This window comes from Antarcticimicrobium luteum (assembly GCF_004358185.1).
Lineage (GTDB): Bacteria > Pseudomonadota > Alphaproteobacteria > Rhodobacterales > Rhodobacteraceae > Antarcticimicrobium > Antarcticimicrobium luteum.
This window is the reverse complement of record NZ_SMUV01000070.1, coordinates 54,438-73,083: the sequence shown is the minus strand read 5'-3', so window position 1 is coordinate 73,083 and position 18,646 is coordinate 54,438. Positions and strand designations below refer to the sequence as shown.

22 protein-coding genes are annotated in these 18,646 nt (G+C 63.6%); 11 read left to right on the top strand and 11 right to left on the bottom strand.

What is annotated here, in order from left to right:
• From E1832_RS15180 to E1832_RS15170, 3 genes are read right to left on the bottom strand one after another with little or no spacing between them, the layout of a single operon-like run.
• The gene (locus E1832_RS15180; RefSeq protein WP_133360617.1) at positions 1 to 591 is read right to left on the bottom strand and encodes a Smr/MutS family protein; all 591 of its coding nucleotides are present in this window, start codon (positions 589 to 591) and stop codon (positions 1 to 3) included.
• Positions 591 to 1,637 (bottom strand): murein transglycosylase A, encoded by a 1,047-nt coding sequence (gene mltA / locus E1832_RS15175; RefSeq protein ID WP_133360616.1) that lies wholly within the window; start codon positions 1,635 to 1,637, stop codon positions 591 to 593. Before mltA ends, E1832_RS15180 begins: the two co-directional genes overlap by 1 nt.
• Complete coding sequence (locus E1832_RS15170) at positions 1,634 to 2,290, bottom strand: Tim44/TimA family putative adaptor protein (RefSeq protein WP_133360615.1); 657 nt, start codon at positions 2,288 to 2,290, stop codon at positions 1,634 to 1,636. Before E1832_RS15170 ends, mltA begins: the two co-directional genes overlap by 4 nt.
• 108 nt (positions 2,291 to 2,398) lie before the next feature.
• Here E1832_RS15170 and E1832_RS15165 point away from each other — a divergent pair, with 108 nt between their 5' ends.
• Together E1832_RS15165 and secB are read left to right on the top strand one after the other, a co-directional pair.
• Positions 2,399 to 2,902, top strand: a complete 504-nt coding sequence (locus E1832_RS15165) for an FxsA family protein (protein WP_133360614.1) — start codon at positions 2,399 to 2,401, stop codon at positions 2,900 to 2,902.
• 55 nt (positions 2,903 to 2,957) lie between these two features.
• Entirely contained in the window at positions 2,958 to 3,461 is a 504-nt protein-coding gene (secB, locus tag E1832_RS15160) for a protein-export chaperone SecB (protein WP_133360613.1), read from the top strand.
• A gap of 93 nt (positions 3,462 to 3,554) precedes the next feature.
• On the opposite strand, the gene dnaQ is transcribed toward secB, so the two are convergent.
• Genes dnaQ through E1832_RS15140 form a run of 4 tightly spaced genes read right to left on the bottom strand, consistent with a single transcriptional unit; the run spans position 3,555 to position 6,256 of the window.
• Positions 3,555 to 4,244, bottom strand: coding sequence for a DNA polymerase III subunit epsilon (gene dnaQ / locus E1832_RS15155; RefSeq protein WP_133360612.1), 690 nt, complete (start codon positions 4,242 to 4,244; stop codon positions 3,555 to 3,557).
• Complete coding sequence (gene coaE / locus E1832_RS15150; protein ID WP_133360611.1) at positions 4,237 to 4,830, bottom strand: dephospho-CoA kinase; 594 nt, start codon at positions 4,828 to 4,830, stop codon at positions 4,237 to 4,239. Before coaE ends, dnaQ begins: the two co-directional genes overlap by 8 nt.
• Positions 4,827 to 5,660 (bottom strand): shikimate dehydrogenase, encoded by an 834-nt coding sequence (locus E1832_RS15145; RefSeq protein WP_133360610.1) that lies wholly within the window; start codon positions 5,658 to 5,660, stop codon positions 4,827 to 4,829. Before E1832_RS15145 ends, coaE begins: the two co-directional genes overlap by 4 nt.
• Positions 5,657 to 6,256 carry a Maf family protein gene (locus E1832_RS15140; RefSeq protein ID WP_133360609.1) on the bottom strand — a complete coding sequence of 200 codons (600 nt, stop codon included), beginning with the start codon at positions 6,254 to 6,256 and terminating at the stop codon, positions 5,657 to 5,659. Before E1832_RS15140 ends, E1832_RS15145 begins: the two co-directional genes overlap by 4 nt.
• A gap of 405 nt (positions 6,257 to 6,661) precedes the next feature.
• Between E1832_RS15140 and E1832_RS15135 the strand changes: the two genes are divergently transcribed.
• The 7 genes from E1832_RS15135 (at position 6,662) to E1832_RS15105 (ending at position 14,037) form a co-directional block, all read left to right on the top strand.
• Positions 6,662 to 7,111, top strand: coding sequence for a CopD family protein (locus E1832_RS15135; protein ID WP_133360608.1), 450 nt, complete (start codon positions 6,662 to 6,664; stop codon positions 7,109 to 7,111).
• 125 nt (positions 7,112 to 7,236) lie between these two features.
• A complete protein-coding gene (gene rho, locus E1832_RS15130; RefSeq protein WP_133360607.1) occupies positions 7,237 to 8,508 on the top strand; it encodes a transcription termination factor Rho in 1,272 nt (423 codons plus the stop codon).
• Between the two features lie 28 nt (positions 8,509 to 8,536).
• Positions 8,537 to 9,823 carry a tRNA uridine-5-carboxymethylaminomethyl(34) synthesis GTPase MnmE gene (gene mnmE, locus E1832_RS15125; RefSeq protein ID WP_133360606.1) on the top strand — a complete coding sequence of 429 codons (1,287 nt, stop codon included), beginning with the start codon at positions 8,537 to 8,539 and terminating at the stop codon, positions 9,821 to 9,823.
• A gap of 12 nt (positions 9,824 to 9,835) precedes the next feature.
• Positions 9,836 to 11,704: a tRNA uridine-5-carboxymethylaminomethyl(34) synthesis enzyme MnmG gene (gene mnmG / locus E1832_RS15120; protein WP_133360605.1), complete on the top strand. Its 1,869-nt coding sequence runs from the start codon at positions 9,836 to 9,838 to the stop codon at positions 11,702 to 11,704.
• Positions 11,705 to 11,751: 47 nt separating this feature from the next.
• Positions 11,752 to 12,321 carry a 16S rRNA (guanine(527)-N(7))-methyltransferase RsmG gene (rsmG, locus tag E1832_RS15115; protein WP_133360721.1) on the top strand — a complete coding sequence of 190 codons (570 nt, stop codon included), beginning with the start codon at positions 11,752 to 11,754 and terminating at the stop codon, positions 12,319 to 12,321.
• Positions 12,314 to 13,123 carry a ParA family protein gene (locus E1832_RS15110; RefSeq protein WP_133360604.1) on the top strand — a complete coding sequence of 270 codons (810 nt, stop codon included), beginning with the start codon at positions 12,314 to 12,316 and terminating at the stop codon, positions 13,121 to 13,123. The genes rsmG and E1832_RS15110 overlap by 8 nt, the downstream gene beginning before the upstream one ends.
• Positions 13,124 to 13,143: 20 nt before the next feature.
• Entirely contained in the window at positions 13,144 to 14,037 is an 894-nt protein-coding gene (locus E1832_RS15105) for a ParB/RepB/Spo0J family partition protein (RefSeq protein ID WP_133360603.1), read from the top strand.
• Here the strand turns inward: E1832_RS15105 and E1832_RS15100 are convergent.
• From E1832_RS15100 to rph, 4 genes are read right to left on the bottom strand one after another with little or no spacing between them, the layout of a single operon-like run.
• Positions 14,027 to 14,380 carry a YbaN family protein gene (locus tag E1832_RS15100; protein ID WP_133360602.1) on the bottom strand — a complete coding sequence of 118 codons (354 nt, stop codon included), beginning with the start codon at positions 14,378 to 14,380 and terminating at the stop codon, positions 14,027 to 14,029. The two genes, E1832_RS15105 and E1832_RS15100, sit on opposite strands and share 11 nt — an antisense overlap.
• 3 nt (positions 14,381 to 14,383) lie before the next feature.
• Positions 14,384 to 15,541 (bottom strand): radical SAM family heme chaperone HemW, encoded by a 1,158-nt coding sequence (gene hemW / locus E1832_RS15095; RefSeq protein WP_245514006.1) that lies wholly within the window; start codon positions 15,539 to 15,541, stop codon positions 14,384 to 14,386.
• Positions 15,534 to 16,145 (bottom strand): RdgB/HAM1 family non-canonical purine NTP pyrophosphatase, encoded by a 612-nt coding sequence (rdgB, locus tag E1832_RS15090; RefSeq protein ID WP_133360600.1) that lies wholly within the window; start codon positions 16,143 to 16,145, stop codon positions 15,534 to 15,536. Before rdgB ends, hemW begins: the two co-directional genes overlap by 8 nt.
• Positions 16,142 to 16,855 carry a ribonuclease PH gene (rph, locus tag E1832_RS15085; protein WP_133360599.1) on the bottom strand — a complete coding sequence of 238 codons (714 nt, stop codon included), beginning with the start codon at positions 16,853 to 16,855 and terminating at the stop codon, positions 16,142 to 16,144. The genes rdgB and rph overlap by 4 nt, the downstream gene beginning before the upstream one ends.
• 113 nt (positions 16,856 to 16,968) lie before the next feature.
• On the opposite strand from rph, the gene hrcA reads away from it, so the two are divergent.
• Together hrcA and E1832_RS15075 are read left to right on the top strand one after the other, a co-directional pair.
• Positions 16,969 to 18,036 (top strand): heat-inducible transcriptional repressor HrcA, encoded by a 1,068-nt coding sequence (gene hrcA / locus E1832_RS15080; protein ID WP_133360598.1) that lies wholly within the window; start codon positions 16,969 to 16,971, stop codon positions 18,034 to 18,036.
• Positions 18,037 to 18,045: 9 nt separating this feature from the next.
• On the top strand, positions 18,046 to 18,609 hold the full coding sequence (locus tag E1832_RS15075) for a nucleotide exchange factor GrpE (protein ID WP_133360597.1): 564 nt from the start codon (positions 18,046 to 18,048) through the stop codon (positions 18,607 to 18,609).
• The last annotated feature ends 37 nt before the right edge of the window (positions 18,610 to 18,646 follow it).

The following is an 18,646-nucleotide window of genomic DNA, read 5'->3' as shown; positions in this document are numbered from 1 at the left end:
CTATCGCGTCCGGCGCAGATAGACGTAATAGGCGCCGTCGCCGCCATGGCTGACGTGGGCCGGGCTGATCTGCAACACCGCCTGCGCCACCGGCGCCATCGACAGCCATTGCGGCACCTGATGCCTGAGCACGCCGCGCGGGGTCGGGATCGGTCCGCTGTCCTGGCTGCGCTTGCCCTTGCCAGTGATCACCAGAACCAGCCGCCGCCCTGCCGCCTGCGAGGACAGGATGAACTGGATCAACGCCGGGTGCGCACGATCCACCCGCATGCCGTGCAGATCGAGTCGCGCCTCTGGCCGCAGCTTGCCGCGCTTCATCCGGGTGAAGGCCTTGCTGTCCATCTGCACCGGCGAGGCGGACATCTGGTCGCGCACCGAGGGCTTGAGGTCGTGGCGCGGGGGGGTCGGCCCGGCCGCCTGACCCATCCGGAACGGATCGAACGAGGGCGCATCCCGCGGTTTCGGCGCCTTGGTTCCGGGCACCGGCTGCGGTAGGGCGGTTTCGGTCCGCCGGGGATGCAGGCGCTCGGCCTGATCCGCGACCCTGCGCCAGAGCTCCATCTCTTCCCTGCTGAGCTTGCGACGTGCCATCATGTCCCGTCCGGCAACAGGGCATAGGCGCGCTGGATCGGCAGCAGGACCACCATCCGGCCCGGATCGCGCAGCCGCCCGGCGGCCTGGCCCGCCACCTTGCCGGTGCCGAAGAAGATGTCGGCCCGTTGCGCGCCCTTGATCGCCGATCCGGTGTCCTGTGCCACCATCAGTCGCCGCATTTTTCCCGTGCCATTCTTTTCCAACCAGACCGGCGCGCCCAATGGCACAAAAGCGGGATCAACCGCAATGCTGCGCAGCGGCGTCACCGGCCGGTTCATCGCCCCGAGGGGGCCGAGGTGGTCGCCGACATGGCTGATTTCGCGGAAAAACACATAGGACGGGTTATGATAGAGCAGATCCTGCCCGTCCTCGGGGTTGCGGCGCACCCAGTTCTTGATCACCTGGGCGCTGACCTGATGCGCGTCATAGGTTCCGCGTCGGACCAGTTCAATCCCGATCGAGCGATAGGAATGGCCGTTGGAGCCGCCATAGCCCACGCGCAAGGATTCGCCGCCCGGCAGGCCGATCCGGCCCGAGCCCTGGATCTGCAAAAAGAACAGCTCGACCGGATCATCGACCCAGGCGATTTCGAGACCTCGGTTCTCCATCACGCCGCTGGTCAGGATCTCGCGCCGGGAGAGCCATGGGATCTGCCGTTTCGCCTCGGGCGGCATCCGGTAGAGCGGATAGCGGAACCGCGCGGTGGGGTGGCGCGAGCCAGTCAGTTCCGGTTCGTAATACCCGGTGAACAAAGAGGCGCGGTCATCGCGAATCAGGACCGGCCGAAAGAACAGCTCGAAAAACGCGCGCGCGCTTTTCGGTTGTTGGTGCTGCGCCACGGCGCAGAGGTTGCGCCAGTCGGGATCGGCCATGTCCGGGCAGGTTTGCAGGAACACCGACAGGGCGTCGGCATGATTGTCCGACTCCCAGCCGTCGAGATCGCTGAAATCCAGGATTTCGCGCAGCGGCTCCGCCCCGGCGCCCGAGAGGGGGGCCATCAGAACAGCCCCCGCCAGAACGACCGAGCGGAGCGCGCCAATCATCCGTCCGTGGCGACAAGCAGCCAGTTGGGATCGGCGCTGCCCATGGTGCGGGCAAAGGTCCAGGTATCCTTTTGCCGCTTGACCGAAGTCGGGCTGCCCTCGACGATGTCGCCGCCACGGTCGCGCACCACCGAGGTCAGCTCGCCGATGAAGCGCATCGATATTTCGGCGCGGTTGCTGTCCTTGTCGAAATCCACCCCGGCGATTGCAGTTTCGCGCACACCGATGAATTCCGCCTCGATCTTAAGGCCCTGATCCTCGCGCGCGGCGACGCCGGCGACAAAGGTTTCGAACACATCCTCGGCGAGGAAGGGTTGAATCTCGTCGAGATTGCCGCGCTCATATCCCATCAGGATCATCTCGTAGGCGCCGCGCGCGCCCTGAACGAACTCCGACACCGAAAAGGCGGGCTCGATCCGCTTCATCGCCGCCAGCGCGGCGGCCTCCGCACTGTCCTCGGGGACATGATCGGTGATGTCCCGGTCCGGGCCGCCCTCGATCACGGCAAAGTCGGGACGCGCCGGTTTCTCGGCCTGGGGCGGCACGGGCGGTTTTTCAAACCCGTCTCGTGTCCCCAGCACGTTTTTCAGCCGAAGGATCAGGAAGACGGCGATGCCGGCCAGCACCAGAAGCTGGATCAAAGGTGAATTCATTTGGTCCTCGTATCAGGCGACGGGCTTTGTAAGGCTACCCATTGGCCCTTATGTAGGTGAGGGGCAGGGCTTAGTCCACTGTTCCGCACAAGCAAAAGGAACCGCCGAATGTATCTGTTTCTGGCCTTTCTGGCCGTGCCGCTGATTGAAATCGCCCTTTTCATCCAGGTGGGCGGGCTGATCGGGCTGTGGCCGACCCTTGTCATCGTGGTGCTGACGGCGGTGCTGGGCACCTGGCTGGTGCGCACCCAGGGCCGCATGGCGATCGGACAGTTGCAGCGTGCCTTTTCCGAAATGAACGACCCGACCGAGCCGCTGGCGCATGGGGCGATGATCCTGCTTGCCGGGGCGCTGTTGCTGACGCCGGGGTTTTTCACCGATGCGCTGGGCTTTGCGCTGCTCATGCCGCCGGTGCGGGTGGCGGTGTTCCGGTATCTGCGCAGCCGCGTCACTGTGGCGCGGTTCGACATCGGCTCGGGCACCGGGCATCGGCAGGCCGGACCCCGGAGCGGCGGAGCCGACGACGTGATCGACGGCGATTATACCGAGGTCGATCCGCAACACACCCGCCGGCCGCCCTCGGGCTGGGTTGGCGGGCCGGACCGGCATTGAGATGACCGGGGCAAGGTGCTAAGCAAATCCGAACGCGATTTTTGGGAGACACTCCATGGCCGAGACCGGCGCAGAAGACGGCGCACAAGCGCAAAAGGGACCTCAGATCCAGATGAAGGTTCTGGGCCAATTCATCCGTGATTTGTCCTTTGAGAACGTGATGGCGCAAAAGGGCGCCTCGGGTGAGATACAGCCCGATATCAACGTGCGGGTGAACCTGGACGCGAAAAAGCGGCCGGCGGAAGAGCAGTACGAGGTCTCGATCAAGCTGAACGTCGAGTCCAAGGTCAAGGGCATGGACGACGTTCTGTTCCTGATGGAAATCGAATATGTCGGCATCTTCCATGTGGCCGGTGTGCCGGAAGAACAGCTGCATCCCTTCCTCCTGATCGAATGCCCGCGGATGCTGTTCCCGTTCCTGCGCCGGATCGTCAGCGACGTGACCCGCGACGGCGGCTTCCCGCCGCTGAACCTGGATACCATCGATTTCGTGGCGCTTTACCGTGGCGAGCTGGCCCGCCGTCAGGCCGCCCAGGGCGCCACCAAGACCGACGCCTGACGGTCCGCCAAGGACGAGAAAAAGACGACAGGCCGCGGTGCGCATACCGCGGCCTTTTTCGTTGATATCGCAGGTTTTTTCGGCGCGGCGGGCTCAGCCCAGTCGCCAAAGGGCGTTTTCGCCAAGCTTTTCGACAAAAGCCTCATGCGCGGTCCGTTCTGCCGTGGTGATCCGTCCGGGCAGGGGGGCGGGGCGCGGTTTGGGGCGCCAGTTCGCATCGGCGCCGGTCATGCCGCGCTGTCCCTGGTCGGCCTTCAGGCCAAAATCGGGCTGCCGACCGCCGATCAGCTCCAGGTAGACCTCGGCCAGGATTTCGGAGTCGAGCAACGCGCCGTGCAGCGTCCGGGCGGAGTTGTCGATGCTGAAGCGGCGGCAGAGCGCATCCAGCGACACCTGAGCGCCGGGAAACTTCTTGCGCGCGATGGCGAGCGTATCGACCGCCTGCTCCCAGGGCAGTTCCGGCAGCCCCATCCAGCGCAGTTCTGCGTTGAGAAACTTCATATCGAAGCTGGCGTTGTGGATGACCAGCTTGGCGTCGCCGATGAAATCGAGAAACGCCTGCCCGACCTGTTTGAAAACCGGCTTGTCGCTGAGAAACGCCTCGCTCAGCCCGTGCACCTGGAATGCCTCCTGCGGCATGTCCCGCTCGGGGTTGATGTACTGGTGATAGGTGTTGCCGGTGGCGACATGGTTGAACAGCTCGACCGCGCCAATTTCGACGATACGGTCGCCAGTCTTGGGATCGAGTCCGGTGGTTTCGGTGTCGAGTACGATTTCACGCATCTTTCATCCCCGCCCTGATGTCCGCCACGATCTGCCCCACCTGCTGGCGCGCGTGTTCGATCGTGTCGGTGATGATCACATAGTCGGCCCGGGAGCGTTTCTCCGCATCCGGCATCTGTTTGTCGCGGATCTGGCGGAATTGCTCGGGCGTCATGGTGCCGCGCTCCATCACCCTTGCCTCCTGCACCTCCGCCGGGGCCGAGACCGTGACGGTGGCGTCCATCCGCGCCGCGCCGCCCCCCTCGAACAGCAGCGGGATGTCGAAGACGAGAATATCTGCGGTCGCCTCGGCACGGAACCGCTCGCGATCCTCGGCAACCAGCGGGTGCACGATCCGCTCGATCCGCGGCAGCGCGCCCGGATCGGCGCTGATGATCCGTTTCAGCACCGCGCGGCTGACCGCGCCGTCGACAATCGCCTCGGGGAATTCGGCCCGCATCGGGCAAACCGCGGCGCCGCCGCTGGCATAAAGGCGATGAACGGCGGCATCGGCATCCCAGACGGCGCAGCCCTGTTCGGCGAACAGTTTCGCCGTGGTGCTCTTGCCCATGCCGATAGATCCGGTCAGACCCAGCGCAAATGTCATGCCAGGACCGCCGCCCGGGTAGCGTCATCGATCTCAGGCCGGATGCCGAACCAGCGTTCGAACCCCGGCACCGCCTGGTAGATCAGCATCCCCAGCCCGTCCACCGCAGTTGCGCCGGCCTCTTCCGCCACCTGAAGAAGTCTTGTTTTCAGAGGGTTATAAACAAGATCCGTGACAACGGTCTGCGGTCCGATCCCATCGAGGGGCACCCGCAGCTCGGGCTTGCCGATCATGCCCAGCGAGGTTGTGTTCACCACCAGCGCGGCGTCCTCGATGATATTTCCGGCCTGCACCCAGTCGACGACGCAGATGCGTTGGCCAAAGTCCTGTTTCAGCTTGTCCGCGCGCACCCTGGTGCGGTTGGTCAGGAAAATCTCTGGCACGCCGGCATCAAGCAGCGCGCAGATCACCGCCCGCGCCGCGCCGCCGGCACCAAGCACCGCCGCCGGGCCGCTGGCGGGATCCCAGCCGGGCGCGCCCCGGCGCAGGTTCTCCATGAAACCGTAGCCGTCGGTATTGTCGGCGTGGATCTTGCCGTCGGGGCGGAATATGAGCGTATTCGCCGCGCCGATCAGCGTTGCACGGTCGGTGACCTGATCGGCAATGGTCAGCACCTTTTCCTTGTGCGGAATGGTGACGTTGGCGCCGACAAAGCCCATTTTCGGCAGCGTTCGCAACACCTGTTCGAGATCCTCGGCGCGCACCTCCATCGGGATGTAGTGGCCGTTGATCCCGTAGGTTCTGAGCCAGTGCCGGTGCAGGCGCGGCGATTTGGAATGTGCGATCGGGGTGCCGATCACCCCCGCCAGCGGAATCCGCATGTCTGTCATGAGTCTATCGCCCCCCGAAGCATCAGGAAATTGAGCAATTCCAACAATGGCATACCCAAAACGGTAAAGTAATCCCCGTCAATGGCGGTGAAAAGGCGCACGCCCTCTTCCTCGAGCTTGTAGGCGCCGACGGCGTCGCGGATGCTGTCCCAGTTGCGGGCGACGTATGCCTGAAGATAGGCATCGCTCGCCGCGCGCATCGTCAGCCGCACCTGGCCCACATGGCGCCATTCCGGCCGCCCGTCGCGGCAGATCACCGCGGCCGAGAGCAGCCGGTGCCGTTTGCCGCGCATCTGGCGCAGCTGATCCAGCGCCGCCTCGGGCGTCTCGGGCTTAGACAAAAGCGCGCCGTCGAATTCAAGAACCTGATCGCAACCGATCACCAGCGCGCCGGGGGTCTTTTCGCTGATCTTGCGGGCCTTCAGTTCGGCCAGCGCATCGGCGATGTCGCGGGGCGGGGCCCCCTCGGCGAGAAGGGCCTGCTTGACCGCCGCCTCGTCGACGCGGGGGCGCATGATTTCGACCTCGAGCCCGGCATTCCGCAGCAGCGTGGCGCGGATTTGCGAGCCTGAGGCAAGGACGATTGGGACAGACATGTGGAAAACTCCGGTATGGCTGCGCGGATGGATCTGTAGGGTTTCTAGGGAATCCGGCCGGACACGCAAGCCGCCAACAGAACGGCCGGATCTGACCGAAAGCGCGCAAGAGATCTCCCGCCGGGATAAGGATAACTGGGGAAACCGGGACAAGGTGGGTTTCCCGCATTTTCTCCCGAAGTTATCCCCAGGCATTAAGAACCTGGTAATTTCATAACCATTTGTTTTATTTGTGAAATTTTATGTTTTCTTCTCTTTCTGGGAATTTTCGAAAAATCTGTCCCCACGTGGGATAAGTGCCGGGACAAGACAGTAATCCACCGTTTTGAGGCCTCCTACATAATCATCATCCTTTTTTCTTTTCTTTCTTATTATTAGGAAGTGAGAAACAGAGCTGAGAGAATGATGTCCGACCTCCTGATCACAGTTTACCCCTGGACCAAGTCCATCCATATCATGGCGGTCCTGTCCTGGATGGCCGGGCTGTTCTATCTGCCGCGTCTGTTCGTTTATCACGTCGAGCGGGTGGAGGACGTCCCGGATGCGGCCGGGATCTTCATGGTGATGGAGGAAAAGCTTTATCGCTACATCATGCATCCGGCGATGATCGCCACCTGGGTGATGGGGCTGATACTGGTGGCGACGCCGGGGATCGTCGACTGGTCCTGGATCTGGCCCTGGACCAAGGCGGTATCGGTGATCGCGATGACCTGGTTCCATTTCTGGCTGAATGCGCGGCGCAAGGATTTTGCGGCCGGGCGCAACCGGCTGACCGGGCGCCGGTTCCGCATGATGAACGAGGTTCCGACGCTGCTGATGATCGTGATCGTGATTTCGGTCGTGGTGAAATTCTGATCGGTATTTGACTCGGTCAGGCGCCTTGACTATGTAATCCGTCAACGCGCCCGTCCGGGCGATGTGCCTTCCTGTTTCTATGAAAAGTGCCCCTCATCCGTTTGGGGGCCAAGGGCCGTATCATCATGACAACCGAATCCCTTACCCTTTCCGATCTCAAGGCGAAAAGCCCCAAGGACCTGCTGGCCATGGCCGAGGAGCTGGAGATCGAGAACGCCTCGACCATGCGCAAGGGCGAGATGATGTTCCAGATTCTGCGCGAACGCGCGGATGAAGGCTGGGAAATCTTCGGAGACGGGGTGTTGGAGGTGCTGCAGGACGGTTTCGGGTTCCTGCGCTCGCCCGAGGCGAACTATCTGCCGGGCCCTGACGACATCTATGTCTCGCCCGAGATGATCCGGCAGTACAGCCTGCGCACCGGCGATACCGTGGACGGGCAGATGAAGGCGCCGCTGGACAACGAGCGGTATTTCGCCCTGACCAATGTCACCACGATCAACTTCGAGGATCCGGAAAAGGCGCGGCACAAGATCGCGTTCGACAATCTCACGCCGCTCTATCCCGATGAGCGGCTGAAGATGGAGGTCGAGGATCCCACGATCAAGGACCGGACCGCACGGATCATCGACCTGGTTGCGCCTATCGGGAAAGGCCAGCGGTCGCTGATCGTGGCGCCGCCCAGGACCGGTAAGACCGTGATCCTGCAGAACATCGCCAACTCGATCGAAAAGAACCACCCGGAATGCTATCTGATTGTGCTGCTGATCGACGAGCGGCCCGAAGAGGTGACCGACATGCAGCGATCGGTGAAGGGGGAGGTCGTCTCCTCGACCTTCGACGAACCGGCGACGCGGCACGTGGCGGTGTCGGAGATGGTGATTGAAAAGGCCAAGCGCCTGGTCGAGCATAAACGAGATGTTGTGATCCTTCTCGACTCAATCACAAGACTTGGTAGGGCCTTTAACACTGTTGTGCCGTCCTCGGGCAAGGTTCTGACCGGCGGTGTGGATGCAAACGCGCTGCAACGGCCGAAGCGGTTCTTTGGTGCCGCGCGGAATATCGAAGAGGGCGGCAGCCTGACCATCATCGCCACGGCGCTGATCGACACCGGCAGCCGGATGGACGAGGTGATCTTTGAAGAGTTCAAGGGCACCGGCAACTCGGAACTCGTGCTCGATCGCAAGATCGCCGACAAACGCGTGTTCCCGGCCATCGACATCCTGAAATCCGGTACACGGAAAGAGGATCTGTTGATCGACAAGGGCGACCTGCAGAAAACCTTTGTGCTGCGCCGCATCCTGAACCCGATGGGCACCACGGATGCCGTCGAATTCCTGCTGTCGAAACTCAAGCAGACCAAGACCAACGCAGAGTTTTTCGACTCCATGAACACCTGAGCGCGGATTTTCCGCGCGGAGACGCGCCATGGACACGATTTTCGCTTTGGCAACCGCACGCGGCAAGGCCGGTGTGGCGGTGATCCGCATTTCCGGCCCGCAGGCCCATATGGCCGCGGCGCGGCTGGGGGGTGGGGATCTGCCTGCGCGCGGAATGGTGCTGCGCGTCTTGCGGGACGAGAGGGGCGCGGCGCTGGATGAGGGGTTGATCCTGACGTTTTCGGCGCCGGCGAGTTTCACCGGAGAGGATGTAGCCGAGCTTCAGGTGCATGGTAGCATCGCCGGCGTTGCCGGAGTGCTGTCCGCACTGGGCCGCGTCGAAGGGTTGCGGCAGGCGGAACCGGGGGAATTCACCCGTCGGGCGCTGGAAAACGGCAAATTGGACCTGGCGCAGGTGGAGGGGTTGGCCGATCTGATCGACGCCGAGACGGAGGCGCAGCGCAAACAGGCGCATGCGCTGCTGGAAGGCGCGCTGGGACGGCTGGCGGAGACCTGGCGCCGCGACCTGATCCGCGCCGCGGCGCTGATCGAGGCGGTGATTGATTTCGCGGATGAGGAGGTTCCGACGGACGTCACGCCGGAGGTGCGGGCGCTGCTCGACACGGTGGCGCGGGATCTTGAAGCGCAGACTGCCGGTGTGAAGATGGCGGAACGGATCCGGGAGGGGTTCGAGGTGGCAATCGTCGGTGCCCCGAACGTGGGAAAATCCACCCTTCTCAATGCGTTGGCCGGGCGTGAGGCGGCGATCACCTCGGACTACGCCGGAACGACGCGGGATGTGATCGAGGTGCGGATGGACCTTGCCGGGCTGCCGGTAACGCTGCTTGATACCGCCGGGTTGCGGGATACGGAGGACGCGGTCGAAGGGATGGGGATCGCGCTGGCGCGGAAACGGGCCGAGGCGGCCGACCTTCGGGTGTTTCTGGCCGAAGCGGGGGAAGAGCTCGAGGTAGAGTTTCGTCCTGGTGATATCCGGGCCCGCCCCAAGGCCGATCAGCAGAGCGATCCGACTGGCGCGGTGTCGGGCCTGACGGGAAAAGGTCTGGATTGGCTGACCGATGAGATTGGAAGAATCCTTTCGGACCGCTCGGCCAGCGCAGGGTTGGCGACGCGGGACCGGCACCGCGCGGCGATGGAGCGGGCGCTGGCGTCGATCCGCGTGGCGCGGAACATTCTGGAGTCCGGGCCCGATATGTATGATATCGCGGCGGATGAACTGAGAAATGCGATTCGGGCCCTTGAATCGCTTGTGGGGCGGATCGATGTGGAAAATCTGCTGGACGAGATCTTTGCCAGTTTTTGCCTGGGTAAATGAGGAGTGTTTCACGTGAAACATTCGGACGTCGATGTCGTGGTGGTCGGTGGTGGCCACGCCGGAGCGGAAGCGGCCCACGCCGCGGCCCGGATGGGCGCATCCGTGGCCTTGGTAACCCTGACCCGGGACGGGATCGGGGTGATGTCCTGTAACCCGGCGATCGGGGGCCTGGGAAAAGGCCATCTGGTGCGCGAAATCGACGCGCTGGATGGGGTGATGGGCCGTGTCGCGGACAAGGCCGGGATCCAGTTTCGCCTGTTGAACCGGAGAAAAGGCCCGGCCGTGCAGGGGCCGCGCGCCCAGGCGGATCGCGCGATCTACCGCGCATCCATGCTGGCCGAGACAGAGGCGCAGCCGAACCTCATGATTGTAGAGGGGGAGGTCACCGACTTCCTGATGTCCGGCGATCGGGTCGCGGGCGTTGCCCTGGCCGACGGATCCGGGATTCGGGCCCAGGCGGTGATCCTGACATCCGGAACCTTTCTGCGCGGCGTCATTCACATCGGCGATGTTCAGCGGCCGGGCGGGCGCATGGGCGACAAGCCATCGGTCAAACTGGCGGAACGGATCGAGTCGTTCGGCCTGCCGCTGGGGCGGCTGAAAACCGGGACGCCGCCGCGTCTGGATGGACGCTCAATCGCCTGGGACGGCCTGGAAATGCAGCCGGGGGATGAGGATCCGGTCCTGTTTTCGTTTCTCTCCACACAAGTGCAGGCCCGGCAGATCGCCTGCGGAATTACCCACACCAATCCGCGCACCCACGAAATCATCGAACGGAACCTCTCGCGGTCGGCCATGTACGGCGGGCATATTGACGGGGTCGGCCCGCGCTATTGCCCGTCGATCGAGGACAAGATCGTGCGGTTCGGAGAGAAGGAGTCGCATCAGATCTTTCTCGAACCCGAGGGTCTGAACGACCACACGGTCTATCCGAATGGAATTTCCACATCTCTGCCGCTGGATGTGCAAGAGGCCTATGTGCAGTCCATCGCCGGGCTGGAGCGGGCGGTCATCCTGCAACCCGGTTACGCCATTGAATACGACTATGTCGATCCGCGGGCGCTGACCGGGCAACTGGCGGTCCGGGACATTCCGGGTCTTTATCTTGCCGGGCAAATCAATGGCACCACCGGCTATGAAGAGGCCGCGGCGCAGGGTCTTGTCGCCGGGTTGAACGCGACACTGGCGGTTCAGGGGCGCGCGCCGGTGACCTTCCATCGCTCCGAGAGCTATATCGGCGTCATGGTCGACGATCTGACGACCCGTGGTGTGACCGAGCCCTATCGCATGTTCACATCCAGGGCGGAATTCCGGCTGTCTCTGCGGGCGGACAACGCGGATCAGCGGCTGACTCCCCTCGGCCTTGACCTCGGCTGCGTATCGGAGCGGCGGGCGGGGGTTTTCCGGGACAAGATGGAGCGTTTGGATGCAGCGCGGGCGCAGCTGACCAGGCGGAATTACACGCCGAAACAGGTGGCTGCGGCCGGAATCCGCGTAAATCAGGACGGAACGCGCCGGACGGGGATGGCTGTTCTGGCCTTTCCGGATGTGGGATTTGCCGATCTGCTTGGACTGGACCCGGATCTGAGCGCGGTGGATGCGGACATACGGACGCAGCTTGAGCGCGAGGCGCTCTACGTCAACTATATTGCCCGGCAGGAAAAGGACATCGAAGCCCTGCGCCGGGATGAAATGCGGGTCATTCCGGTCGATTTCGATTTCAAGGCGATCGAAGGGCTGTCCAACGAGCTGAAGTCAAAACTTTCCAAGTCCCGTCCGGAAAATCTGGCCCAGGCGGCTCGGGTGGATGGGATGACGCCGGCCGCGCTGGCGCTGCTTCTGGCGCGGTTGCGGCGCGATCCTCAGGTGCGCCGGGCGTGACGGGGCGCGGCGCCCTTCCTGCCGGCCTGGATGTTTCACGTGAAACAATGGGACGACTTGAGCGGTTTGCGGACCTGCTGGAGAAATGGAATCCGCGGATCAACCTTGTCTCCCGCAACAGCCTGGGCGACCTTTGGACCCGGCACATTGTTGATTCTGTTCAGGTCTTCCATTGCGCCGCTCCCGTCGGTCATTGGGTGGATCTGGGCAGCGGCGGCGGGTTTCCGGGGCTTGTGGTCGCCATTCTGGCGCATGAGGCCGCCCCGGGACTGCGGGTGACGCTGATCGAAAGCGATCAGCGAAAATCGACCTTTCTACGGACAGCCGCGCGGGAAACCGGGGTGACATGCGAGGTTCTGACGCAAAGAATCGAAGCGGTTGCGCCGCAGGGGGCCGACATCCTGTCGGCCAGGGCGCTGGCCGATCTCGATACCCTGCTGGAATTCTCCGCACGGCATCTCAAACCGGATGGGGTCGCGTTGTTTCCCAAAGGCGTCACATGGGAAAAAGAATGCGCCGCCGCCCGCGAAAGATGGAATTTCCAGGCACAGCCGATTACCAGTAAAACCGACCCCGATGCAGTGATCCTGAAAATCGAAGGAGTGTCGCGTGCCTGACCTGTCCCGCCCGCGAGGGCCGAGAATCATCGCCGTCGCCAACCAAAAGGGCGGCGTGGGCAAGACAACCACCGCGATCAACCTTGCCGCGGCGCTGGTCGAGTGTGGCAAGCGGGTTCTCGTCGTGGATATAGACCCGCAGGGCAATGCCTCGACCGGGCTCGGCATCGAACCGTCGGAACGGGACATGACCACCTATGAGCTGTTGGTCGAGGATGTGCCGCTCGACGAGGTAATTCAGCCCACAACCATTGACGGGCTGTTGATCGTCCCGGCCACCGTCGATCTGAGCTCGGCGGATATCGAGCTGATGACCAACGAAAAACGCAGCTTTCTGTTGCATGACGCACTGCGGCAGCCGGCCATGGACGGCTTTTCTCTGGACTATGTGCTGATCGATTGCCCGCCTTCGCTGAACCTGCTCACCGTCAATGCGATGATCGCGGCGCATTCCGTCCTGGTCCCGCTGCAAAGCGAGTTTTTCGCGCTCGAGGGGCTTTCACAGCTCATGTTGACGATCCGGGAGGTGCGCCAGACGGCCAACCCGGGCCTGCGGATCGAGGGGGTGATCCTCACCATGTATGATCGCCGCAACAATCTGTCTCAACAGGTCGAAAAGGATGCGCGGGATTATCTGGGCGATCTTGTGTTCAAGACGGTGATCCCCCGAAATGTCCGGGTGAGCGAGGCGCCCTCTTACGCGATGCCGGTGCTGAGTTACGACACGGCATCGCAGGGGGCGGTCGCCTATCGCGCGTTGGCGCGCGAACTGATTGGAAAACATGAGAAAATCGCCGCCTGAGCGGTGCGGAGGGGAGCAGGATGTCAGAAAAGAAAAACAAACCCCGTGGGCTGGGCCGCGGATTGTCCGCATTGATGGCGGATGTCTCGGTGGAGCCGGCCGCCTCGGGGGCGCAGGCCCGGACCCGCGCCGACGGTCAGGTGCCGATCGAACAGCTCAAGCCCAACCCGAACCAGCCGCGGCGCAGCTTTGACCAAAAGAATCTCGACGATCTCGCCGCCTCGGTCCGTGAAAAGGGCATTCTGCAGCCACTGATTGTTCGCCCGGCCAAGGGTGGCGGGTATGAGATCGTGGCGGGCGAGCGGCGCTGGCGCGCGGCGCAGCAGGCCCAGCTTCACCAGGTTCCGGTCCTGATCCGCGATCTGGACGATACCGAGGTGCTGGAAATTGCGATCATCGAGAATATCCAGCGCGCCGATCTGAACGCGGTGGAGGAGGCGGCCGGCTATCGTCAGTTGATGGACCGCTTTGGCCACACCCAGGAAAAGCTCGCCGAGGCCCTGGGCAAGAGCCGAAGCCATATCGCCAACCTTCTGCGGCTTCTGACGCTCCCCGAGGATGTGCAATCTCTGGTCAAGAACGGTGATCTGTCCGCGGGGCACGCCCGCGCGCTGATCACGTCCGAGACGCCGTCCGATTTGGCCAGGGCGGTGGTCCGCGACGGGCTGTCGGTGCGCGCAACCGAGGCCCTGGTAAAGAAACAGCAGCAGGGCGCGCCTGAAACGGCTAGGGCGCCGCAGCGCAAGACACCGGAAAAGGACGCCGATACCAAGGCGTTGGAGGGGGATCTGTCGGCCATGCTGGGAATGAGCGTGCATATCGACCATGAACCCGGCGGCGAGGCGGGGCGGGTCTCGATCCGGTACACTACGCTGGACCAGCTCGACGATCTTTGCGCGCGACTCAGCCGTTAGGCCGCGTCCAGATGAAGGTCAGGACGGCGCTCAGGACAATGGCCTGAATAGCCAGAACCGTTCCGCCGACCCCCAGCAGCAGCGACAGGCAGAAGACGGCGGCGATCGACAGGGTCGCCAACCGTTTCGCCCGCGGCCGGATTGCGCCAGAGCGGGCCCAATCCTCGACCACCGGGCCGAACTGGGGATGGCTGACAATCCAGTTGTGCAGCCGGGGCGATGAGCGGGCAAAAAGGACGGTGGCCAGCAATAAAAAGGGCACCGTGGGCAGCAGCGGCAGGAACGCCCCGATCACCGCAAGGCCGACACAAACCAGCCCCAGACCTGCCCAGAGAAAGCGCACGGGCTAATCCACCAGCAGGTCGCGCAGAATTGCGTTCAGGACCGGGCGTCCGGCATCGGTCGCCATCACCCGTCTGTCCGAGATCCGGATCATGCCCAGCTCCAGCAGGCGGTCGATCCGGGGTTGCGGCAATGGCCACCCGGAAAGGTGCGCATAACGCTCAATATCTAGTCCCTCTCGCAGTCTCATCCCCATCATCAGGTATTCAGAACCCTGATCCTGAGGGGAGAGAGGCATTCTGACACATTCTCCCGTTCCCCGGGACACCGCCTGCAGCCAGGCGGCGGGGGCCCGGATGGACTCGGTGGCATATCGAACCGCGCCTTGGGTGATCCGCCCATGCGCTCCGGGCCCGATACCGGCATAATCCCCATAGCGCCAATAGATCAGATTATGCCGCGATTCCGCGCCCGGTGCCGCATGATTCGAGACCTCATAGGCGGGCAGGCCGTATTTCGCGCAGAGTTCCTGTGTGACAAGATACATATCCGCGGACAGATCGTCATCCGGCAGCCCCCGCAACCGGCCGGCGTTGTAGCGATCGCCAAAGGCCGTGCCCTGTTCGATAGTGAGCTGGTAGAGAGACAGGTGATCCAGCGCCATCTCCAGCGCTTCGGTCAGCTCCGTCCGCCATGCATCCATCGTCTGGTCCTGGCGGGCATAGATCAGGTCGAAACTGACGCGGTCAAAACAGCTGCGGGCGACATCCAGGGCCGCGCGTGCCTCGGCCACCGTATGAATCCGCCCCAGACGCCGCAAATCGGCATCGTTCAGCGCCTGAATCCCCATCGACACCCGGTTGACCCCGGCATCGCGATACCCGGCAAAGCGGCCCACCTCGACCGACCCGGGGTTGGCTTCAAGCGTGATCTCGATGTCGTTGGAAAACGGCCAGTGGGCGCGGGCGGCATCGATCACCGCCGCCACCGTCTCGGGCGCCATCAGGCTGGGGGTGCCGCCGCCGAAAAAAATCGAGGTGAGAACCCGCCCCGGCGTCTCTTCGGCGACGCGCGCGATCTCGCTCAGATAGGCTCTAACCCAGGCGGATTGGTCTATTTCACGTGAAACATGGCTGTTGAAGTCGCAATAGGGGCACTTGGCCTGGCAGAACGGCCAATGCACATAGAGGCCAAAGCCCCCGTTGCGCCAATCCTCATCCAAAACAGCCGGCAACGAATTTCTCGACCGCGCGGGCGCGGTGGCTGATCCGGTTCTTTTCCCAGCGGTCCATTTCGCCAAAGGTGATGTCATATCCCTCGGGAACAAAGATCGGGTCATAGCCATGGCCCTGTTCCCCACGCATCGGCCAGACCACCTGACCGGGCATCACCCCCTCGAACACCTCGTCATGGCCGTCGGGCCAGGCCAGCACCAGTGTGCAGCGGAACTGCGCGCGGCGCGGATGCGGGGCCTGCCGCGCCGCCAGCTCCTCATGGGTGCGGGTCATCGCCATGACGAAATCGCGCCCCTTCGGGGTTTCGGCCCAGTCCGCGGTATAGACCCCCGGCGCGCCGTCCAGCGCGTCGATGGTGATCCCCGAATCGTCAGACAACGCCGGCAGGCCGGTGGCCCGGGCCGCCGAGTGCGCCTTGATCCGCGCATTGCCGACAAAGGTGTCCTCGGTCTCTTCCGGCTCGGGCAGGTTCATTTCACCGGCGCCCACAACCGCCACGCCAAAGGGCTGGAGAAGCGCGCGCATCTCCTCCAGCTTGCCGTTGTTGTGGGTGGCGATCAGCAGCCGGTCGCCGGTGAACTTCCTTGTCATGCGCAGGCGGCCTTCTGGGCTGCGACCAGCTCATTCACGCCCTTTTCGGCCAGATCCATCAGATGGTTCATCTGATCGCGGCTGAAGGTCGACCCCTCGGCCGACATCTGAACCTCGATCAGCCGGCCAGAGCCGGTCAGGATGAAATTGCCGTCGACGCCCGCCTCGGAGTCCTCGGGGTAATCCAGATCCAGCACCGGCTGGCCCGCATAGATACCGCAGCTCACCGCCGCGACCGGGTCGATCAGCGGATCGGAGAGGACATCGCCCACCTTCATCAGCTTGTTCACGGCCAGCCGCAGCGCCACCCAACCGCCGGTGATCGAGGCGCAGCGGGTGCCGCCATCGGCCTGGATCACGTCGCAATCGACGGTGATCTGCCGCTCGCCCAGCGCGACGCGGTCGACGCCGGCGCGCAGGGACCGGCCGATCAGCCGCTGGATCTCTACCGTGCGCCCGCCCTGTTTGCCGGCTGCGGCTTCACGCCGCATGCGGGTGTTGGTGGCGCGCGGCAGCATGCCGTACTCGGCGGTGACCCAGCCCAGGCCCGAGCCCTTGATAAATGGAGGCACGCGATCCTCGATGGTGGCGGTACACAGCACATGGGTGTCGCCCATGCGGATCATGCAGGAGCCTTCGGCATGTTTCGTGACGCCCGTCTCGATTGAAACCGGCCGCAGTTCACTTAAATCTCTTCCAGAGGGTCGCATGGGAATTCCTTTTTTAATCGGCGCCGGGATACCGCCGGGCCCGGCAGGGATGCAACCCCGATTGACCTTCGGCATATGTGGTCTTTAATGGCGCACCGCCAAGGGTGACGCGTATGAATGAAGCGAAAAACATTCTGGACGAGCTGAACGAGCGTTCCCGCGAGGTGTTTCGCCTGGTGGTGGAGTCGTATCTGGACAGCGGCGATCCGGTCGGCAGCCGCACGCTGACCCGGTCCCTGAGCGAAAAGGTCAGCGCCGCGACGATCCGAAACGTGATGCAGGATCTCGAATACCTGGGCCTGCTGAACAGCCCGCATGTGAGCGCGGGGCGCGTGCCGACGCAGATGGGGCTGCGGATGTTCGTCGACGGCTTTCTAGAGGTGACCGATCCGACCGAGGCCGACCGCGAAAAGATCGAGGCCACCCTGACCGGAAGCAACACGGCGGATGTGGGTGGCATGCTCGATCGCGTGGGCGCGGCGCTGTCCGGGGTGACGCGGGGCGCATCGCTGGTGCTGGCGCCCAAGCAGGAGGCCGAGATCCGGCACATCGAATTCGTCTCGCTGGCGCATGACCGTGCGCTTGTCGTGCTGGTCTTTGCCGGCGGCCATGTCGAGAACCGGTTGTTCACGCCGCCGCCGGGGCAAACCCCCAGCTCGATGCGCGAGGCGGCCAATTTCCTCAATACCCTGATCGAGGGCCGAACGCTGAGCGATGCGCGCGCGGTGATCCGCAAAGAGATCGCGGCCCGGCGCCAGCAGATCGACAGCCTCGCGCGCGACATGGTCGAGAGCGGCCTGGCCGTCTGGGACGACGGCGAGGGTGATTCGGCCCGTCTGATCGTGCGCGGCCGCTCGAATCTGCTGGCCGAGGAGGGCTATGGAGAAGAGCTGGACCGCATTCGCAGCCTGTTCGACGACCTCGAGCGCAAGCGCGACATCGAACAGTTCCTCGACCTGGCCGAAGAGGGCGAAGGGGTGCGCATTTTTATCGGCTCCGAGAACAAACTTTTCTCACTTTCGGGTTCCTCTTTGGTGGTGTCTCCCTATATGAACGCGGACCGAAAGATCATTGGCGCGGTGGGCGTGATCGGCCCGACGCGCCTGAATTACGGACGTATCGTGCCGATCGTTGATTACACGGCACAACTGGTCGGCAAGCTGATTTCCGACCGGAGTTAGAGGTGGAACATGGCAGAGCCCAGGAACGACGACTTTCTTGACGATATCGAAGCGGCAGAGGCCGAAGAGCTTTCCGAAGAGATGGCCGAGATCGACGCCGACGCGGCCGAGATCGACGCGCTGCGGGCCGAGCGCGACGCGTTCAAGGACAAATTCATGCGTGCGCTGGCCGATGCGGAAAACTCCCGCAAGCGCGCCGACAAACAGCGCCGCGAGGCCGAGCAATACGGCGGGTCCAAATTCGCCCGCGACATGCTGCCGGTCTACGACAACCTCAAGCGCGCACTCGAGGCCGCCACGGACGAGCAAAAGGCCAGCGCCAGCGCGCTGATCGAGGGGGTCGAGCTGACCATGCGCGAGCTGGTGAATGTCTTTGGCAAGCACGGGATCGAGCCGGTCTCGCCGCAGGTCGGCGACAGGTTCGACCCGCAGTTGCACCAGGCGATGTTCGAGGCGCCGGTTCCCGGCACCAAGGCGGGCGACATCATCCAGGTCGCCGCCGAGGGGTTCCTGCTGCATGACCGCCTGCTGCGCCCGGCGCAGGTTGGGGTTTCCTCGACCCCCGCATCCTGATCTTTGCGGGGATGGGGCCGCGCCCCCCGGGTTTGAA